Below are 17394 nucleotides of genomic sequence, written 5' to 3'. Positions count from 1 at the left end.
AGATTTTTCCCTGCGGGGTGCCGCGTGGTGCCCCGCCCACCACCCCACGAGGAGAATCCATGGCAGAAGCAGCAGCAGGCAGCAAATCGGGCAAGGTCGTCATCCAGAACATTGGTCTTTTGTTGTCGGGCGACCTGGACCACCCCATCCTCGACGCCGACACCATCGTGGTGAATGACGGCCTCATCGTGGCCGTGGGCCGCTACAAGGACTGCGACACCGACCACGCCAACACCGTGATCGACGCACGCCAGACCTGCGTCGCCCCGGGCCTGATCGACAGCCATGTGCACCCCGTGTTTGGCGACTGGACGCCGCGCCAGAACCAGATCGGCTGGATCGACTCGACCATGAACGGCGGCGTGACCACCATGGTCTCGGCCGGTGAAGTGCACCTGCCCGGCCGGCCCAAGGACATCGTGGGCCTGAAGGCGCTGGCCATCACCGCGCAGCGCTCGTTCGACAACTTCCGCCCCGGCGGCGTGAAGGTGATTGCAGGCGCCCCGGTCATCGAGAAAGGCATGACCGAGCAGGACTTCAAGGACCTGGCCGACGCCGGCGTGACGCTGCTGGGCGAAGTGGGCCTGGGCTCCGTCAAGGCGGGCTACGAGGCCCAGCAGATGGTGGCGTGGGCGCGCAAGCACGGCATCCAGAGCACCATCCACACGGGCGGCCCGTCCATCCCGGGCTCGGGCCTGATCGATAAGGACGTGGTGCTGGAGGCCGATGCCGACGTGATCGGCCACATCAACGGCGGCCACACCTCGCTGCCCTGGAAGCATGTGTGCGAGCTGTGCGAGAAGTCGTCGCGCGCCATCGAACTGGTGCACAACGGCAACGAGAAGATTGCCATCCAGGCCGCGCGCGCCGCCATCGAGCTCAAGTGCCCGCACCGCGTGATCCTGGGCACCGACGGTCCGGCCGGCTCGGGCGTGCAGCCGCTGGGCATGCTGCGCATGATTGCGCTGATCTCCAGCTTCGCCGACATCCCCGCCGAGCTGGTGTTCTGCTTTGCCACGGGCAACACGGCGCGCATGCGCAACCTGAACTGCGGCCTGATCGAGGTAGGCCGCGCGGCCGACTTCGTCTTCATGGACCGCGCCCAGCACACCGCCGGCGCCACGCTGCTGGAGAGCGTGCAGCTGGGCGACATCCCGGGCATTGGCATGGTGATGATCGACGGCCTGGTGCGCTGTGGACGCAGCCGCAACACCCCGCCTGCGACCGAGATCCCGGTGGTGCTGTAACCCGCCCGCCAAGCGGCACCCAGCCAACGGCTGAACAAAACAAAAGCCCGCGTTTGCGGGCTTTTTTTGGGGGAAGCGACTGCCGGGCTCAGTAGGTGTCCGACACCCGCACCGCACCCGGCTGGGGCTGCGGTTGTGCATAGGGGTCTGCAGCACGGGCCGAGCCGCCCTGGTCCACGCGGAAGCCCTTGCCCTGCAGCACCACGGGCGTGCCCACAGCAGTGGGTTCAGCGCGCTGGAAGTGGCGCAGCGAGCCGTCTTCCATGCGCACCGCCACCTGGTACACCGTGTGGGTGCGGGTGCGCTCTTCGACCTTGTGGCCCACATAACCACCGCCCACGGCACCTAGCACGGTGGCAGCGGTGCGGCCGCTGCCCTTGCCGATCTGGTTGCCCACCACGGCGCCCAGCACACCGCCGGCCACGGCGCCCACGCCCGTGGCGGGGGCAGCTTGTTGAACCGCCTGCACCGATTCGACACGGCCGCAGCTGCGGCACACAGGGGCTGCAGCACGCACGGGCTGGGCAGCGCCCCCGGGGGCCATACCACCCGCCATGTCACCGGACCGGCCTGCGCTGCCGCCGGTCTGCGGACGGTAGTTTGCTCCGTTATTCATAGCATTCTGGGCAGGTACAACCGGCGCTTGGGCCCGTTTTTCTTCAATGATCTCGGATTCGGGCGTGCGGGGGGCCGCCGCCAGGGCGGCGGGGGCTGTCGCATCGGCTGCCGAGGGCGTGCGGTTTTGCATCACCAGGGTGGCACCCAAGGCCAGCACGCTCACGCCCAGCGCGCCAATGGCCGCCCACATCCATTTCAGAGCCGGTCCGGCGGGGGCTGCAGCGGGTACGGGCGAGGCAGGAGAAGAAACTGTCAGGTTCATGGTCATGTCCTTGTTCATGTCGGAGAAATCCACAGGGGTGGCAGGTAGATGTGCGCTGCATGTCCGCTACGGAATGGAGCCGTGGTGTTTCAACGGCCTGGATGGTGCAAAGGTACACAGCGGGGGGCGCTGCGGTGTGGCCGGTTTGTAAGCGGCAGTAAGCAGCGGTAAACCACCTTGGCCAGCACTTGCGACGCCAGGCCCCGCATATGGGCCCTGCCCGCACGGCCCGGCAGCGCAACGGGCACCATCGCAGCGGCCCGAACGATCCGGGCGCCGCGCTGGCCCCGGCTTGTTGTGCGCTGTTGCCAACATTTACAGCTCCTGCACCCGCGCGCGGGCCGCAGCCGTCCACCGGGCCCAGCCCACCGGTCGGCGTGGCCCGGGGTGCAAGGCCTGCTCCAGCGCCTGCGCACAGCTGGCAGAAAACAGCAGGATGGCCGATGAAAAATAGATCCACATGAGCAGCACCACCAGCGAACCCGCCGCACCATAGGCCGACACCACGGCTGCTGTGGACAGGTACCACGCCAGCAGCTGCTTGCCCACCGTGAACAGTGTGGCCCCCACCACGGCGCCCATCACCAGGTAGCGCAGCGACGGCTTGGGGCCCGCGCCGATGCGCATGAGCCCCACAAACAGGGCCACCGCAAACCCGAAGGCAATGGCTTCGTTGACGACCTGCAGCAACGGTGCCAGGGGCGCCAAGGTGGGCAGGTGTGCCACGGTCAGCCGCTCTCCCGCCCAGCCCGCCAACAGGTGGATCAGCGTGGACAGCGCCAGCGACACCATGAGCAAAAAGCCAAGCGCCAGCACATAAGCCAGCCCCCGCAGCCGCAGCGACGCCATGCGCCACCACGCGGCCCGCTGGGGAGGTGTGTAGCCATCCCGGCGCCACAGCCGCTCCAGCGCCGACTGCAACTCCACAAACACCCCGGTGGCGCCCGAGACCAACACCACAAACCCGATGGCCGATGCCAGTCGCCCCTCGGACGGGGCCTGGGCGCTGGCCATGGCCTGGCGCACCACATCGGCCACCTGCTGGCCCATCACCGACTGCACCTGGGCGACCAGGCTGCTCTCCAGGTAGCTGCGGTCCACCCACCAGCCCAGCACGCCCACCAGCAACAGCAGCAGGGGCGCCAGGCTCAGCATGCCGTAGAACGACATGGCCGCACTCATGCGCAGCCCATCGGCGTCCAGCCACATCTGCGCGGCGCGCCAGAACGGCTGCACCAGGCGCCACAGGGGCAACAGGGGCTGGGCGATGCGGGCAAGCGAAGTCGCCATCAGGGACGGAGGGGGCGCGGTCATCCCCGCGAGCGTAAGGCCTGGAGGCGGCCCCAGCCATCCGCCGCAGCCGCGAGGCGGGGTAGGCGCTGTCCCACAGGCAGCGTGCCGGGTGCAGCGCACAGAGTTTCAAAGGTGACAGCACCGGTTTTACACGGTGCCTGGGCAGGGCTAGCATGGGGCGCTGTCGGTTGACTCGACCGCCATTGACACAGCGGCCACCGCCGCCCCAGCCGCACCTCCTCACCCACTCTGCGGGCCACAAGCCGTCGGGCCGGTCTTGGCATTCATTCACCTTCACCCCTCTCTGCACGAAAGCGTTTTTTCCATGAGCGTCAAGCAACTCTTCGATCTCACCGGCCAGGTCGCCCTGGTCACTGGCGGCTCGCGCGGCCTGGGCCTGCAGATGGCCGAGGCCCTGGGCGAAATGGGCGCCAAACTCGCCATCACCGCGCGCAAGGCCGATGAGCTGGCCGAGGCCAAGAAGCACCTGGAAGGCATGGGCTACGAGGTGCTGACCGTGGTGAACGACCTGCAAAAGACCGAGGACATCCCCGGCCTGGTGGACCAGGTGGTCGAGCGCTTTGGCACCATCGACATCCTCGTCAACAACGCGGGCGCCACCTGGGGCGCCAAGGCCGAGGACTACCCAGACGCCGCCTGGCACAAGGTGATGGACCTGAACGTGAGCGCGCCGTTCTTCCTATCGCGCGAGGTCGGCAAGCGCTGCATGATCCCGCGCGGCAAAGGCTCGATCATCGTCACGGCCTCAGTGGCCGCACTGAAGGGCACGCCCCCGGGCATGAACACCATTGCCTACAACACCTCCAAGGCCGCCGCGCTGCACTTTGCGCGCACGCTGGCGTCCGAATGGGGGCACTACGGCGTTCGCGTCAATGCGATCTGCCCCGGCTTCTTCCCCAGCAAAATGGCCAGCGGCCTGATTGAAAAGCTGGGCCCTGCGATGATCGAGCGCACGCCCCTGCGCCGCATTGGCGGCGAAGAGGACCTCAAAGGCGCGGTGGTGTTCCTGGCGTCCAACGCCTCGCGGCACATCACGGGTGAAAGCATCGTGGTGGACGGTGGCGCCAGTTTGATTTGAGCCCCATGAGGCGCTGGCCGTCGTCCCCCTCAGGGGGACGACGGCCTTTGCTGCGGGGCGGCCCTTGCTGGCCGTCCCTCGCCTGGGTTACGCCCTGTTTTGCCCGGCCTGTACCCTGCACGAACCAACCCAGAGTTCCGTCACCATGTCCGACCGCCACCTCGCCCATTGGCCGCCCGGCCTGTCGCGCCACCTCACGCTACCGCAGACCCATCTGTTCCACAACGCCGAGGTGTCGGCCGCGCGCTACCCGGACAAGCCTTTTCTGGTGTTCTACGACACGCTGGTGACCTTCCGGCAGTTCCAGCAACAGGCGGAGCACATTGCGGGCTTCTTGCAGCAGGTGTGTGGCGTGAAGGCGGGCGACCGGGTGCTGCTGTACATGCAGAACAGCCCGCAGTGGATCCTGGCGTTCTACGGCATCTTGCGCGCCAACGCGGTGGTGGTGCCGGTGAACCCCATGAACCGCACCGACGAGCTGCGCCACTATGTGCACGACAGCGGTGCCACCGTGGCCTTTGTGCCGCAGGACCTGCATGCACAGGCCCAGCCGCTGGTGGATGTGGCCGGCGGTGAGGGCAAGTTCCAGCACCTCATCGTGGCCGCGTACAGCGACTACCTGCAGGTGCCCACCGACCTGCCCGTGCCCGCGTTCGTCAGCGCACCGCGCCAGGCCATTGATGCCCCCGGCGTCACGCTGTGGAGCGACATGCTCGCGCAGCAGCGCGACCCCGGCCCCATCACCACCGGGCCGGACGACCTGTGCGTGATGCCCTACACCTCGGGCACCACGGGCCACCCCAAGGGCTGCATGCACACGCACCGCAGCGCCATGAGCACGCTGGTGGGCGGCGTGCAGTGGTTTGCACGCACGCAGGATTCGACCTACCTCGCGGTGCTGCCGCTGTTCCACGTCACCGGCCTGTCGGGCAGCATGAACGGGCCGCTGTTTGTGGGCGCCACCGTGGTCGTGCTGCCGCGCTGGGACCGTGACGCGGCCGCCCAGCTCATCCAGCGCTACCGGGTCACCATCTGGCAGGCCATCTCGACCATGGTGGTTGACTTTCTGGCCAACCCGCGCATTGCCGACTACGACATCAGCAGCATCCAGGCCATACGCGGCGGCGGCGCGGCCATGCCCAAGGCCGTGGCGCAGCAGCTGAAGGACCTGACCGGGCTGGACTACGTGGAGGGCTACGGCATGTCTGAAACCATGGCCGCTACCCACATCAACCCGCCGCACCGCCCCAAGCCGCAGTGCCTGGGCATCCCGGTGTTTGACGTGGATGCGCGCGTGGTGGACCCGGCCACCTTCGCCGAACTGCCACCGGGCGAGATTGGCGAGATCGTGGTGCATGGCCCGCAGGTCATGCTGGGCTACTGGAACAACCCGCAGGCCACGGCCGACAGCTTTATCACACTGGACGGCAAGCGTTTTCTGCGCACGGGTGACCTGGCGCAGGTGGACGAGGACGGCTACTTCTTCATGGTGGACCGGCTCAAGCGCATGATCAATGCGTCGGGCTTCAAGGTCTGGCCCGCCGAGGTCGAGGCCATGATGTACGCCCACCCTGCGATCCAGGAGGTGTGCGTGATCGCCGCACACGACGAGCGCCGGGGCGAGACGGTGAAGGCCCTGGTCGTGCTGCGCGACGCCTTCAAGGGCCAGGTGAGCGAACAGTCCATCATCGACTGGAGCCACGAACACATGGCCGCCTACAAAAGCCCGCGCATCGTGCAGCTGGTGGACAGCCTGCCCAAGTCCGGCACGGGCAAGGTGCAGTGGCGCGAGCTGCAGGAGCAGGAGCGCAGCCGCGCGGCCGGTGCAACGCACTGAAACCCGCATTCACGGCCTGCCAGATTCGCTCTGTTTTTGATAGCTACCGGCGCAATATGCACTAGCGCTACCGGCCAAAATCGCCTCAAAACCCACTTCCAACCGCCATGAACCCCACCGCCCTCGCCCGCCTGCGCTCCGTGCTGCAAGCCCATGTGGACCAGGGCTTGCTGCCCGGTGCCGTGGCACTCATCCACCACCAGGGCCATACGGTGCTGCACACGGCGGTGGGCCACCAGCGCCCGCCCATCGCCGAGTCGGCGGTGCCCGCGATGGCGCCCGACACGGTGTTCCGCATCTATTCCATGACCAAGCCCATCGCCTCGCTGGTGGCGATGATGCTCATGGAAGAAGGCCGCCTGCTGCTGTCGCACCCCGTGTCGCACTACCTGCCCGCGTTTGCAGGCCAACGTGTGTACGACGAAACCACCGGCACCACCGCCCCCGTGCAGCGCGAGGCCACGGTGCACGACCTGCTGCGCCACACCGCCGGCCTGAGCTACGCGTGGGAGGCGGGCACCGTGCCCGACGCCTACCGCGCGGCGCGCATCGGCTCGCGCCGCCACAGCAATGCTGAGCTGGCCGCCGCGCTGGGCCCCTTGCCCCTGGTCCACCAGCCCGGCACCCGCTGGGAATACAGCCGCGCCACCGACGTGCTGGGCGCGGTGCTGGAGGTGATTGAGGGCGAAAGCCTGGGCGCCCTCCTGCAACGCCGCGTGTTTGGCCCGCTGGGCATGCACGACACGGGCTTTGCGGTGCCCGCCGCGCAGCAGCACCGCCTGGCCGAAGCCTTTGAGCGCGACCCGCAGACCGGGCTCGGCATGCCACTGATCGACGTGACCGCACCGCCCGTGTTCGAATCGGCCGGTGGCGGGCTGGTGTCTACCGCCAGCGACTACGCGCGCTTCCTGCAGCTCATGCTGGGCCGGGGCACGGCCCCCGGGCCCGATGGCCTCGGCGCCCCCGTGCGCCTGCTGGGCCGCGCCACGGTGGACTTCATGACCGCAGACCACCTGGGCAGCCTGCCCGTGGCGGGCGACATCCTGCCCACCGGCTACGGTTTTGGCCTGGGCGTGGCCGTGCGCACCGCCACCGGCCAGGCCACCCGCCCCGGATCGGCCGGGCACTACAGCTGGAGCGGCCTGGGCGGCACCTTCTTTTTTGTGGACCCTGCGGAAGACCTGTTCGCCATCCTGCTCACGCAGGCGCCCGGCCAGCTGCGGTACCTGTGCGAGCTATACCCGGCGCTGGTGTATGCGGCATTGTGATTAGGCCCCCCTGAGCGGCTTTGCCGCTTCCCCCCACTCTCGCGCTGCGCGGGCGGAGGGACGACGCCCTCGCTGCGGGGCGGCCCTTGCTCGGCGTCCCTGGCGGGGGCGGCGCCAGTTGCAAAGGCTACGCTCTACGCCCGGCGCCAGAGGGGCAGGCTTACACTCAACGCCCAGTTACGGCACGCGAAACAGCCCCATCCGCAGTACGCAGGCCCTCCCCCCAGACCTCTTTTTTGAACCTATGCAGATTCGCTGCGCACTGGTCGGCATGCCCGGCTCGGGCAAATCCACCGTCGGCCGGCAACTGGCCCACCGGGCGGGTGTGCCCTTCATCGACCTGGACCACCGGCTGGAACAGACCCTGGGCACCACCATCCGCAGCTTCTTCGAGGCCGAAGGCGAAGCCCGCTTTCGCGACATCGAATCCCAGGTGCTGGCCGACGTGGCCCAGCAGCCCGGCGGCATGGTCCTCTCCACCGGCGGCGGCGCCGTGCTGCGCCCCGAGAACCGCGAGGTGCTGCGCCAGTTCGGCAATGTGCTGTACCTGCGCGCCTCGCCCGAAGAAATCTTCAAGCGCGTCAAACACGACAAAACCCGCCCCCTGCTGCAAGGCGGTAACCCCATGGACAAGCTGCGCGACCTCTACGCCCAGCGCGACCACCTGTACCGCGAGACCGCCCACTACGTGATCGAGACCGGGCGGCCTTCGGTGCACACGCTGGTCAACATGGTGATGATGCAGTTGGAGATGGCGGAGAGTGCGGGTGGGGCGGACCCGGGCTAAAGCGAAAAATGCCTTGGTGCAACCCTGATCAAAGGGCTTAGGCGGTTTTGGAATGGGCCAGGCACGGACAACCCACCGCGGCCATGCATCCGCATGCGTCCTGCCTAGCGGAGAAAACGCCCCCTATTGAGCAGCAGGTCGTCTGGCCTTACTCAACAGATATTGCCGCCGATGCTTTTCCCGTCTTTCAGATCAAAGCCGAAATAGCAGCTGTAGTCGGATGGGGAATAGCGAATGCACTGAAGGCGGTCACGGACTCTTGCACGCGTTTTCGGGTCGGACCCACACTCACTCTTCACGTCGGGCCCCATGCGGTCAAACAAGTCGCGTGCAGCTCTACCCTGCACATGGAATGACACTTTGGCGTCTTGGGCTGTGGGTGCTGCTGGATCGCCCAAACCTCCAGAGTAAATTGCCATTTGCGCATTGACTGGCTTGAATTCAAATGCCCAGTCTGCGGCTATCGCGCCTGCACACATAAGCAATACTCCGATAACCGCAACACCTTTTCTCATTCCTAAGCCTTTACTTGTTTATATAGAAACATGGAGTATTTATCTTGGCCCGTGGCAGCACTTATTAATGAAACGCAACCAGTCGCCCGAAATCAATACTCGGGAATGATCAAATTCGCACTTCCACATGCAAATGGTCATCGTGTCCATTCATATAAGTAGCATTGGCAATTTTGGGATCATTGAATCCAACCTTTTTTACCATGCCAGTCTGCCAAATTAAATTTACTAACCTTTGCGTCGCGGCTTGGTCGTAGTCTTTGCTAGACCAGCGGACGGGCTGCTTCAGCCCATCCTTGCGAATGGGACGAATATCGACCTCCAGACCGCTTCTGTGGCTAGCATGCGGTGGAAATTTTTTTCCTTCGGCCAAACTGATGTTACCAATGCCGATTTTTCGCTCTTCTGTGATGCTCCAGCCATGCTCAAGTTTGAAAATGAAATTCAGCATTTGCACATGGGCATATTGCCCTCTTCCACCGAAAGGAGTTCCATAGGTGTAATAGCCAGATTCCTCCGGCATTTGAGGCAGCATGAAAAATCCGCGTTTATCCTGAGGTACTGGTGAAGAATCTGTCATTTATACAACTCCTTTTTGCGAGCGATTGTATGAATGCGCTCTTTAAATCAGATAACTGTTTCCAACTCTTACAGCGCACACTATGGGTGCTGTAGGCTGGTACCAACAGGCATGCCTCTTTCGCTTCACGAACAATTCCATCGGACCAAGGTGCGTCTTATGGGGCCCTCGAAGAGCGATGAATCGGCGCATGCAGCGCCATCAACCCCGCCACCCATTCGATAAACACCCGCACTTTGGCGCTCACATGCCGCTGGGGTGGGTAAGCCACGTACAGCGGCATCGGCTCCAGCGTCCAGTCCTGCAGCAGGGGCACCAGCTCGCCAGCCGCCACGTGGGGGCGGGCCATGTAGTCGGGCAGCCAGAGCACGCCCAGGCCCGCCAGGCCTGCGGCCAGGTAGGCGTTGCCGTCGTCCACAGCGCAGATGTCATGGCCCTGGGCGCGCACATGTTCGGTGCCGCGGCGCATCTCGAAAGGCAGAGGTTGGCCGGTGCGCGCCCACAGAAAACCCACGGTGCGGTGGTGCGGGCCTTCCAGCGCCTGCGGGTGCTCGGGCGTGCCCGCGCACAGCAGGTAGCTGGGGGCGGCGTACACGCGCAATTGCAGATCGCCCACATGGCGTGCGACGAGCGCCGGGTTGGTGAGGGCGCCGCCGCGCACCACGCAGTCCACGTTGTCGCCCACCATGTCCACGGGGCGGTCGCTCACGCCCATGTGCAGGAGGATGTCGGGGTACTGCGCGTGGAACGCGGGCAGCGCGGGGATGAGGACCAGGCGCGCCAAGGGGCTGGGCACATCCACCCGCAGGCGGCCCCGGGGCGCGGCGGCGGCGGTGGAAACGCTGGCATCGGCATCGTCCAGGTCGGCCAGCAGGCGCACCACGCGCTCGTAGTAGGCAGCACCATCGGGCGTGACCTGCACGCGCCGGGTGGTGCGGTGCAGGAGCTTCACGCGCAGGCGCGCTTCGAGCTGCTGCACCAGCTGCGTGACGGTGGTGCGGCTCAGGTGCAGGGTGAGGGCAGCCTTGGTGAAGCTGCCGGATTCCACAACGCGGGCAAAGGCCTGCAGGGCGTCAAAACGGTCCATGGCGTACAGGTAGTTGAGACATGCCGAAGGGGCGGCACGCCCGCCATTGTTTGGCGATCAGGAACAGTGGTGCGCAGATTAGCCTGTTTATCAGAACAACGCGCGCTTCTACAGTGCCTTCATCGCAATCATCTGCCCTGCAGAACGAAAGGAATCCCATGCCCCACCGTGACGTTGTCTTCCCCGCAGGCCGCCAGGCGCTGTACGAGCGCAACCGCTATTCGCCCGCCGTGCGCGCCAACGGGTTTTTGTTTGTCTCGGGCCAGGTGGGCAGCCGCGAGGACGGCTCGCCCGAGCCCGACCTGGCCGCGCAGGTGCGCCTGGCGTTCAGCAACCTCAACGCCGTGCTGCACGCTGCAGGCTGCACGTTTGATGACGTGGTGGACGTGACGATGTTCGTGGTCAACCCGGAGGCGAACTTCGAGACCGTCTGGGGCGTCGTGCCCGAGTTCTGGGGGGAGGCGCCCTACCCCACGCTCACCGGCATCGGAGTGACCTGGCTGTACGGATTCCAGTTCGAGATCAAGGTGATCGCGAAGCTGCCTGGCTATAAGGGCTGATGGGCCGGGACATTTGAATCAAACAGGCTTCCAGCGCTTATCGAACAAGCTCTGGAAGCTATTCAATTCATAGCATCACAGGTTCGGCGCCAGCAGCCGCTCCAGCACCTTCTCGTCCATGCCCCGGCGCTGGGCCATGTCGTGCAGTTGGTCTTCGCCAATCTTGCCGACGTTGAAGTACACGCTGTCGGGGTGGCCGATGTAGAAGCCGCTCACGCTGGCAGCGGGCATCATGGCCAAGCTTTCGGTGAGCGACATGCCGATCTCGCCAGCCTGCAGCACGCGGAACAGGTCGGTCTTGGCGCTGTGGTCGGGGCAGGCGGGGTAGCCGGGCGCGGGGCGGATGCCCTGGTACTTCTCGGCAATCATGTCGTCGTTACTCAGCGCTTCACCGGCAGCGTAGCCCCACAGGTCGGTACGCACACGGTGGTGCAGGGCTTCGGCAAAGGCTTCGGCCAGGCGGTCGGCCAGGCTCTTGAACATGATGGCGGAGTAGTCGTCCAGCGCGTCGATGAAAGCCTTTTCCTTCTTCTCGATGCCCAGGCCCGCCGTCACGGCAAACATACCGGCGTAGTCGGCAATGCCGCTTTCCTTGGGCGCCACAAAGTCGGCCAGGCAGCGGCTGGGGCGGGTCACGCCGTCGATGGTGTGCTTTTCGGCCTGCTGGCGCAGGCCGTACCAGGTCATGGCCACTTCGGTGCGGGTGTCGTCGGTATAGAACTCGATGTCGTCATCGTTCACGCTGTTGGCGGGCAGCAGGGCCATCACGCCGCTGGCCGTGAGCCACCGGCCTTCGATGATCTTCTTGAGCATGGCCTGCCCATCGGCAAACACACGCGTGGCTTCCACGCCCACGATCTCGTCGGTGAGGATGGCGGGGTACGGGCCGGCCAGGTCCCAGGTCTGGAAGAACGGGCCCCAGTCGATGTACTTGGCCAGCTCGGCCAGGTCGAAGTTCTTGAACACGCGGCGGCCCAGCGCGCGGGGCACGGCGGGCTGGTAGGCCGACCAGTCGATCGGCGTCTTGTTGGCGCGGATCTTGGCCAACGGCCACAGAGGTGTGGCCTTTTTGTTGGCGTGCTGGGTGCGCACCTTGTCGTAGTCGGCGTTCAGCTCATCCACGTAGCTCTGCACGCCGTCGCCCAGCAGGCTTTGCGCCACGCTCACGCTGCGAGACGCATCGGGCACGTAGACCACGGGGCCTTCGTAATGCGGAGCGATCTTGACGGCGGTGTGCACGCGGCTGGTGGTGGCGCCGCCGATGAGCAGCGGTATCTTCTTGATGCGGAAGTGGTCGTCCTTCTGCATCTCGCCGGCCACGTACTGCATCTCTTCGAGGCTGGGGGTGATCAGGCCCGACAGGCCCACGATGTCGGCCCCCTCGACCTTGGCGCGCGCCAAAATCTCGTGGCAGGGCACCATCACGCCCATGTTCACCACCTCAAAGTTGTTGCACTGCAGGACCACGGTGACGATGTTCTTGCCGATGTCGTGCACGTCGCCTTTCACGGTGGCGATGATGATCTTGCCCTTGCTGCGCACATCGCGCCCGGCCAGTTCGTCCTGGCGCTTTTCTTCTTCGATGTAGGGGATCAGGTGGGCCACGGCCTGCTTCATCACGCGCGCGCTTTTCACCACCTGGGGCAGGAACATCTTGCCCGCGCCGAACAGGTCGCCCACCACGTTCATGCCGTCCATGAGCGGGCCTTCGATCACGTGCAGCGGGCGCCCACCCTTGGCCAGGATGGCGCGGTAGGCCTCTTCAGTGTCTTCGGTGATGAAGTCGGTGATGCCATGCACCAGCGCGTGCGACAGGCGTTCGCCCACGGTCTTGGGGTGCTCGGGCGTGCCGCGCCATTCGAGTTTCTTGCTCTCGTCCTTGGCGCCGCTCTTGGCGGTTTCGGCGATCTCCACCAGGCGCTCACCCGCATCCGGGCGGCGGTTGAGCACCACGTCTTCCACACGCTCACGCAGTACGGGCTCCAGGTCGTCGTACACGCCCACCATGCCCGCGTTGACGATGCCCATGTCCATGCCCGCCTGGATGGCGTGGTACAGGAACACGGTGTGGATGGCCTCGCGCACCGGGTCGTTGCCGCGGAAGCTGAACGACACATTCGACACACCGCCCGACACCTTGGCGCCCGGCAGGTTCTGCTTGATCCAGCGCACGGCCTCGATGAAGTCGACCGCGTAGTTGTTGTGCTCCTCGATGCCAGTGGCCACCGCAAAGATGTTGGGGTCGAAGATGATGTCCTCGGGCGGAAAGCCCACCTCATCCACCAGCACGCGGTAGGCACGTTCGCAGATCTCGATCTTGCGCGCGTAGGTGTCGGCCTGGCCCACTTCGTCAAACGCCATCACCACGGCTGCAGCGCCATAGCGCTTGACCAGGCGCGCCTCGTGCTTGAACTTCTCCACGCCCTCTTTCATGCTGATGGAGTTGACGATGCCCTTGCCCTGGATGCAGCGCAGACCGGCTTCGATCACCTCCCACTTGGAGGAGTCCACCATGATGGGCACGCGCGCGATGTCGGGCTCGGACGCGATGAGCTGCAGAAAGCGCACCATGGCCGCCTTGCTGTCGAGCATGGCCTCATCCATGTTGATGTCGATGACCTGGGCGCCGTTCTCTACCTGCTGGCGCGCCACGGCCAGGGCCTCTTCGTACTGGCCGTTCAGGATCATGCGCGCGAACGCCTTGGAGCCGGTGACGTTGGTGCGTTCGCCGATGTTGACGAACAGCGTGCCCTCACCGATGGAGACGGGCTCCAGGCCGGACAGCTTCATGGGGGGGATGGACGGGGCAGACGCGGACATAGGACTCACCTGTGCAGGGGCAGCAGAAAAACAGGTGAGCGTCGTTGCGGTGGGGCTTGAATAGCTTTTGGGTACCCAAGCCTGACGGCCCCGTCGTGGTGAGAGGCCGCTGCAACGCTCCTTGGGCAGATGCGGATTTTACCGGGTGATACGAGCTGGCGTTCGCCGCATCAACGCACCGGCAGGAATTGCAAAAAGGTACCGCCCACAATGCCCTGCACGTAACTGATGGCGGCACGGCGGTACTTTTCGGTGGTGAACGCGGCCAGCAGATCCAGCCGCGCGATGATCTTGCCGAACTCGCGCTCGAAGCTCAGGTTGCGGCCCTGCTGGCCGATCTCGTCGGCCAGCAGCAGGGGCTGGCCCTGGGCGTTGCGGCGCTGCGCCAGCAGCCACACGGCGGTCTCGACGTTGCGCGCGGCGTTGTAGAGGTGCTGGGCATCCATGCCGTCGAGCAAGAAGAACTCGGTCTTGCCGCCGTGGGCCGTGATGATCATATCGGCCGTGGCGTAAATGAAGGCCGCCACGCGGTCGCCTGCGAACTCGGGCGCCAGGGCCAGCGCCATGGCGGCGATGTCGCGGCGGCCCTGCAGTGGGGCCCAGGGCTGGCGCTGCAGCACGGCGGTGCGTAGCTGCTCCAGCGCCTGCTCGCGGTTGGTGGCAGTGCCCTTGCGCCATTCGGCGGGGTTGCGGCGGTAGAGCTTGTCGGCCAGGCGCATCAGGCCGTCCAGGTTCTCCTGCATGGCCAAGGTGGCCATGCGGTTGGCATCGGACTGGGCCAGTTCGGCGGCATGGGTGGGTGCACCCTTCACCTCGCCGCGCGGAGTGGGGGCGTTGCTGGCACAGCCTGCCAGCACGCAGCAGACCGCCACGCCAGCCCACCGACCCCGCAAACCCCGCAGCAGCAATAAAAACGGCCCTCGCATGGGGCCGATTATGGGTTGCCGCTTAGCGCCCCAGCCCGCCGGCGAACGGCGGTTGACATTGTTTGAAGAAGCGCGCCCTGGGCTGTTGCTACGACGCCGCCATGGCCGATGCGGGCAGGCCGAACAGGTGGTCAAACACCCAGTTGAAGACAAAGGTGTAGCAAAGGAAGAACACGATGAGTCCCAGGTCCATCACAAACGCGTGCCACAGGCTCACGCCAAACCACCAGGCAAACAGCGGCACCAGTGTGAACACCAGGCCGCCCTCAAACCCGATGGCGTGCGCCACGCGCCGCGCCACGCTGCGCCCGCGCACGGGCTGGCGTGCCTCCCAGCGCTCGAACGCCCAGTTGAAGACGATGTTCCAGACGATGGCGATCACCGAGGCTGCCACCGCCACCACGCTCGAATGCCCCGCGCCCTGGCCCGTGAGCAGCGCCAGGCCCACCGTGGCGGCGCCGATGGCGATCAGCTCGTACAGGGTCACGTAGATCACGCGGCGCTTGACGCCTTGCAGGCCAAAAAGAGTGGGTGTCTTGTCCATGGGTGGTACTTTATATTCGCCGCACTGACATATAAAGTCAGCTTGTTTCATTTTTATTGATAGATCAACCGCCATGGCCTTCAACTCTGACAGCGTGCAGGTGTTTCTGACCGTGCTCGACCACGGCTCGTTCTCGGCCGCCGCGCGGGCCTTGTCGCGTGTGCCGTCGGCCGTGAGCATGACCATTGCGCACCTGGAGGCCGAGTTGGATGTGCAGCTGTTTGACCGCAGCGGGCGCGAGCCCCGCCCCACCGCCGCCGCCCGCGCGCTGGAGCCCCAGGCCCGGCTGCTGGCGGGCCAGCTGCAGCAGCTCAACGCCCAGGCGCTGGCGCTCACCCAGGGGCTGGAGGAGCGGCTCACGCTGGCCATTGCACCCGAGCTGCTGGCCTCGCGCTGGACGGAGGCGCTGGCGGCATTGGCGCAAGAACACCCGCTGCTCCAGATCGAGGTGCTGGCCGCGCCGCAGGTGGATGCGCTGGCGCTGCTACACAGCGGCCGCGCGCAGCTGGCGCTGGTGTTCGAGCGGCCCAGCATCGATGGGCGCGAGGGCTTTCAGGAAGTGGGCACCGAAACCCTGGTGGCGGTGATGGCGCCGCAGCACCCGGTGCTGGTGGCCGCCCGCGCCGCCGCCCAGGCGCGCGGAGCCCCGCCCGAGGACGCCATGTTGCGCGAAGAGCACCTGACCACCACGCGCCAGATCGTGGTGGCCAGCCGCGACCTGGCGCAGACCGACCCGCGCTTTGTGTTTGCCCGCCACCACTGGCGCACCGACAACCACCTGGCCGCGCTGGGCCTCATCGAAGCCGGCCTGGGCTGGGGCTGGCAGCCGCGCGCGCTGGTGCAGTCGCGCATCGAGGCGGGGCGGCTGGTGGAAATGCCGTTCGAGAACCTGAGCAACGGCGCCGCGCTGTGGGTGGACGTGGTGTGGTCCAAGGAGCGCCCACTGGGCCTGGGCGCTGCGCGGTTTGTGGCGCTGATGCGCGACCAGCGGGCGCTGGAGGCCGAGCTGGCGTGATTTACGGCCCTTTTGGGCGGTAGCGCTAGTCGATCATGCCGTAAAAGCTATCAAATTCATAGCATTTTTTGGACGATGGGTCCGGGGTATTCACGGCACTCGCCGTCCTCGGGCGCCCACAGGCGGTGCGCCCACCCGCCGCGCTGCGCCAGGGCGCGCACCTGGGCACGGGTGGTGGGGCAGTGGTCCAGGGCCTCCAGGTGGTTGACCACCACGGCGCCCGTCGTCAGTGCGGCAGCCTGTGCGACCTCGGCGGCGTCCATCAGGATGTCCGCGCCCAGGTCGAACCGGGCGCCACCGGCGGGCAGCACGGCCACACAGGGGTGCAGACGCTGCAGGCAGTCGCGCACTGGGGGCGTCAGCACCGTGTCGCCCGCCAGGTACACGCTGGGCTCGCCCGGCAGCTCCAGCAGGTAGCCGTGGCCGTGCTCCATGAAGCGCGCCACCCAGCCCCGGCCGTGGGTGCAAGCCACGGGCGTGACCTGCCCGCCCAGCGCAAAGGGCTGGCGGCCCTCACCCGCTAGCGGCAGCACCTGCAGGCCGCGCTGCGCCAGGTAGGCGGCGTCGTGTGGCATGCACAGGACGGGAATCTGGCGCTCGCGCAGAAACTGCTTGCCCGCGCGGTCCAGGTGGTCAAAGTGCCCACGCTGGCAATGGGTGATGAGCGCGTGGGTCACGCGCTGCAGCGCCGCGTCGGCCTCGGCGGGCAAGTCCACCAGAGGGTTGCGCTGGCGCCGGGTGCCCAGGTAGCGCAGCGCGGGCAGGCTGCCCCGGGGCGCGAGCATGGGGTCCACCAGCAGGCCGACAGGGCGGCCCGCGTGCTGAAACTCGAGCAGAACGGTGGCGTTGCGTAGTTGGGTGATGAGCATGGGGGGCTTTCAGTGGGAAGGGGTGTTGACATTGTTGAAAAGCAGGCCTCCCCCGAAAATGGCACAG

15 protein-coding genes and 1 riboswitch are annotated in these 17394 nt (G+C 66.1%); of the genes, 7 read left to right on the top strand and 8 right to left on the bottom strand.

The genetic code is table 11. The features are described from left to right. Positions 1-59 precede the first annotated feature (59 nt). Complete coding sequence (locus tag ASC83_RS01895; RefSeq protein ID WP_056057155.1) at positions 60-1247, top strand: amidohydrolase family protein; 1188 nt, start codon at positions 60-62, stop codon at positions 1245-1247. 88 nt (positions 1248-1335) lie between these two features. Here ASC83_RS01895 and ASC83_RS01890 read toward each other — a convergent pair whose 3' ends face one another. Beyond that, positions 1336-2127 (bottom strand): glycine zipper 2TM domain-containing protein, encoded by a 792-nt coding sequence (locus ASC83_RS01890; RefSeq protein ID WP_056057725.1) that lies wholly within the window; start codon positions 2125-2127, stop codon positions 1336-1338. 315 nt (positions 2128-2442) lie between these two features. After that, positions 2443-3417, bottom strand: a complete 975-nt coding sequence (locus ASC83_RS01885; RefSeq protein WP_109790948.1) for a YihY/virulence factor BrkB family protein — start codon at positions 3415-3417, stop codon at positions 2443-2445. A gap of 328 nt (positions 3418-3745) precedes the next feature. Between ASC83_RS01885 and ASC83_RS01880 the strand changes: the two genes are divergently transcribed. From ASC83_RS01880 to ASC83_RS01865, 4 genes are all read left to right on the top strand, one after another. Then, positions 3746-4519, top strand: a complete 774-nt coding sequence (locus ASC83_RS01880) for an SDR family oxidoreductase (protein WP_056057149.1) — start codon at positions 3746-3748, stop codon at positions 4517-4519. Positions 4520-4664: 145 nt separating this feature from the next. Continuing rightward, entirely contained in the window at positions 4665-6356 is a 1692-nt protein-coding gene (locus ASC83_RS01875; RefSeq protein ID WP_056057147.1) for a long-chain fatty acid--CoA ligase, read from the top strand. 107 nt (positions 6357-6463) lie between these two features. Next, positions 6464-7624 carry a serine hydrolase gene (locus ASC83_RS01870; protein ID WP_056057145.1) on the top strand — a complete coding sequence of 387 codons (1161 nt, stop codon included), beginning with the start codon at positions 6464-6466 and terminating at the stop codon, positions 7622-7624. A 244-nt stretch (positions 7625-7868) separates the two neighbouring features. Continuing rightward, positions 7869-8411 carry a shikimate kinase gene (locus ASC83_RS01865; protein ID WP_056057143.1) on the top strand — a complete coding sequence of 181 codons (543 nt, stop codon included), beginning with the start codon at positions 7869-7871 and terminating at the stop codon, positions 8409-8411. Between the two features lie 624 nt (positions 8412-9035). On the opposite strand, the gene ASC83_RS23295 is transcribed toward ASC83_RS01865, so the two are convergent. Beyond that, positions 9036-9506, bottom strand: coding sequence for a penicillin-insensitive murein endopeptidase (locus ASC83_RS23295; protein ID WP_082522291.1), 471 nt, complete (start codon positions 9504-9506; stop codon positions 9036-9038). A 157-nt stretch (positions 9507-9663) separates the two neighbouring features. Then, a complete protein-coding gene (locus ASC83_RS01855; protein WP_056057137.1) occupies positions 9664-10593 on the bottom strand; it encodes a LysR family transcriptional regulator in 930 nt (309 codons plus the stop codon). Between the two features lie 158 nt (positions 10594-10751). Between ASC83_RS01855 and ASC83_RS01850 the strand changes: the two genes are divergently transcribed. Continuing rightward, on the top strand, positions 10752-11153 hold the full coding sequence (locus ASC83_RS01850) for a RidA family protein (protein WP_056057135.1): 402 nt from the start codon (positions 10752-10754) through the stop codon (positions 11151-11153). 75 nt (positions 11154-11228) lie between these two features. Here the strand turns inward: ASC83_RS01850 and metH are convergent, their stop codons facing one another. The 3 genes from metH to ASC83_RS01835 all read right to left on the bottom strand — a co-directional run bounded on the left by metH (position 11229) and on the right by ASC83_RS01835 (position 15443). Continuing rightward, positions 11229-13982, bottom strand: a complete 2754-nt coding sequence (gene metH, locus ASC83_RS01845; RefSeq protein ID WP_255356896.1) for a methionine synthase — start codon at positions 13980-13982, stop codon at positions 11229-11231. 20 nt (positions 13983-14002) lie between these two features. After that, positions 14003-14102: riboswitch (S-adenosyl-L-homocysteine riboswitch) on the bottom strand. A 41-nt stretch (positions 14103-14143) separates the two neighbouring features. Beyond that, entirely contained in the window at positions 14144-14899 is a 756-nt protein-coding gene (locus ASC83_RS01840) for a hypothetical protein (protein ID WP_056057133.1), read from the bottom strand. An 88-nt stretch (positions 14900-14987) separates the two neighbouring features. Next, a complete protein-coding gene (locus tag ASC83_RS01835) occupies positions 14988-15443 on the bottom strand; it encodes a PACE efflux transporter (protein ID WP_056057131.1) in 456 nt (151 codons plus the stop codon). A gap of 73 nt (positions 15444-15516) precedes the next feature. Here ASC83_RS01835 and ASC83_RS01830 point away from each other — a divergent pair, with 73 nt between their 5' ends. After that, entirely contained in the window at positions 15517-16458 is a 942-nt protein-coding gene (locus tag ASC83_RS01830; RefSeq protein WP_056057129.1) for a LysR family transcriptional regulator, read from the top strand. A 56-nt stretch (positions 16459-16514) separates the two neighbouring features. Here the strand turns inward: ASC83_RS01830 and ASC83_RS01825 are convergent, their stop codons facing one another. Then, entirely contained in the window at positions 16515-17327 is an 813-nt protein-coding gene (locus ASC83_RS01825; protein WP_056057127.1) for an MBL fold metallo-hydrolase, read from the bottom strand. Between the last annotated feature and the right edge of the window lie 67 nt (positions 17328-17394).

Origin of the sequence: Acidovorax sp. Root402, from assembly GCF_001425125.1 — a bacterium.
In the GTDB taxonomy this organism is placed as follows: domain Bacteria; phylum Pseudomonadota; class Gammaproteobacteria; order Burkholderiales; family Burkholderiaceae_C; genus Acidovorax; species Acidovorax delafieldii.
The sequence above is the reverse complement of the archived record's forward strand: the minus strand, read 5'-3'. Positions and strand labels throughout refer to the sequence as shown.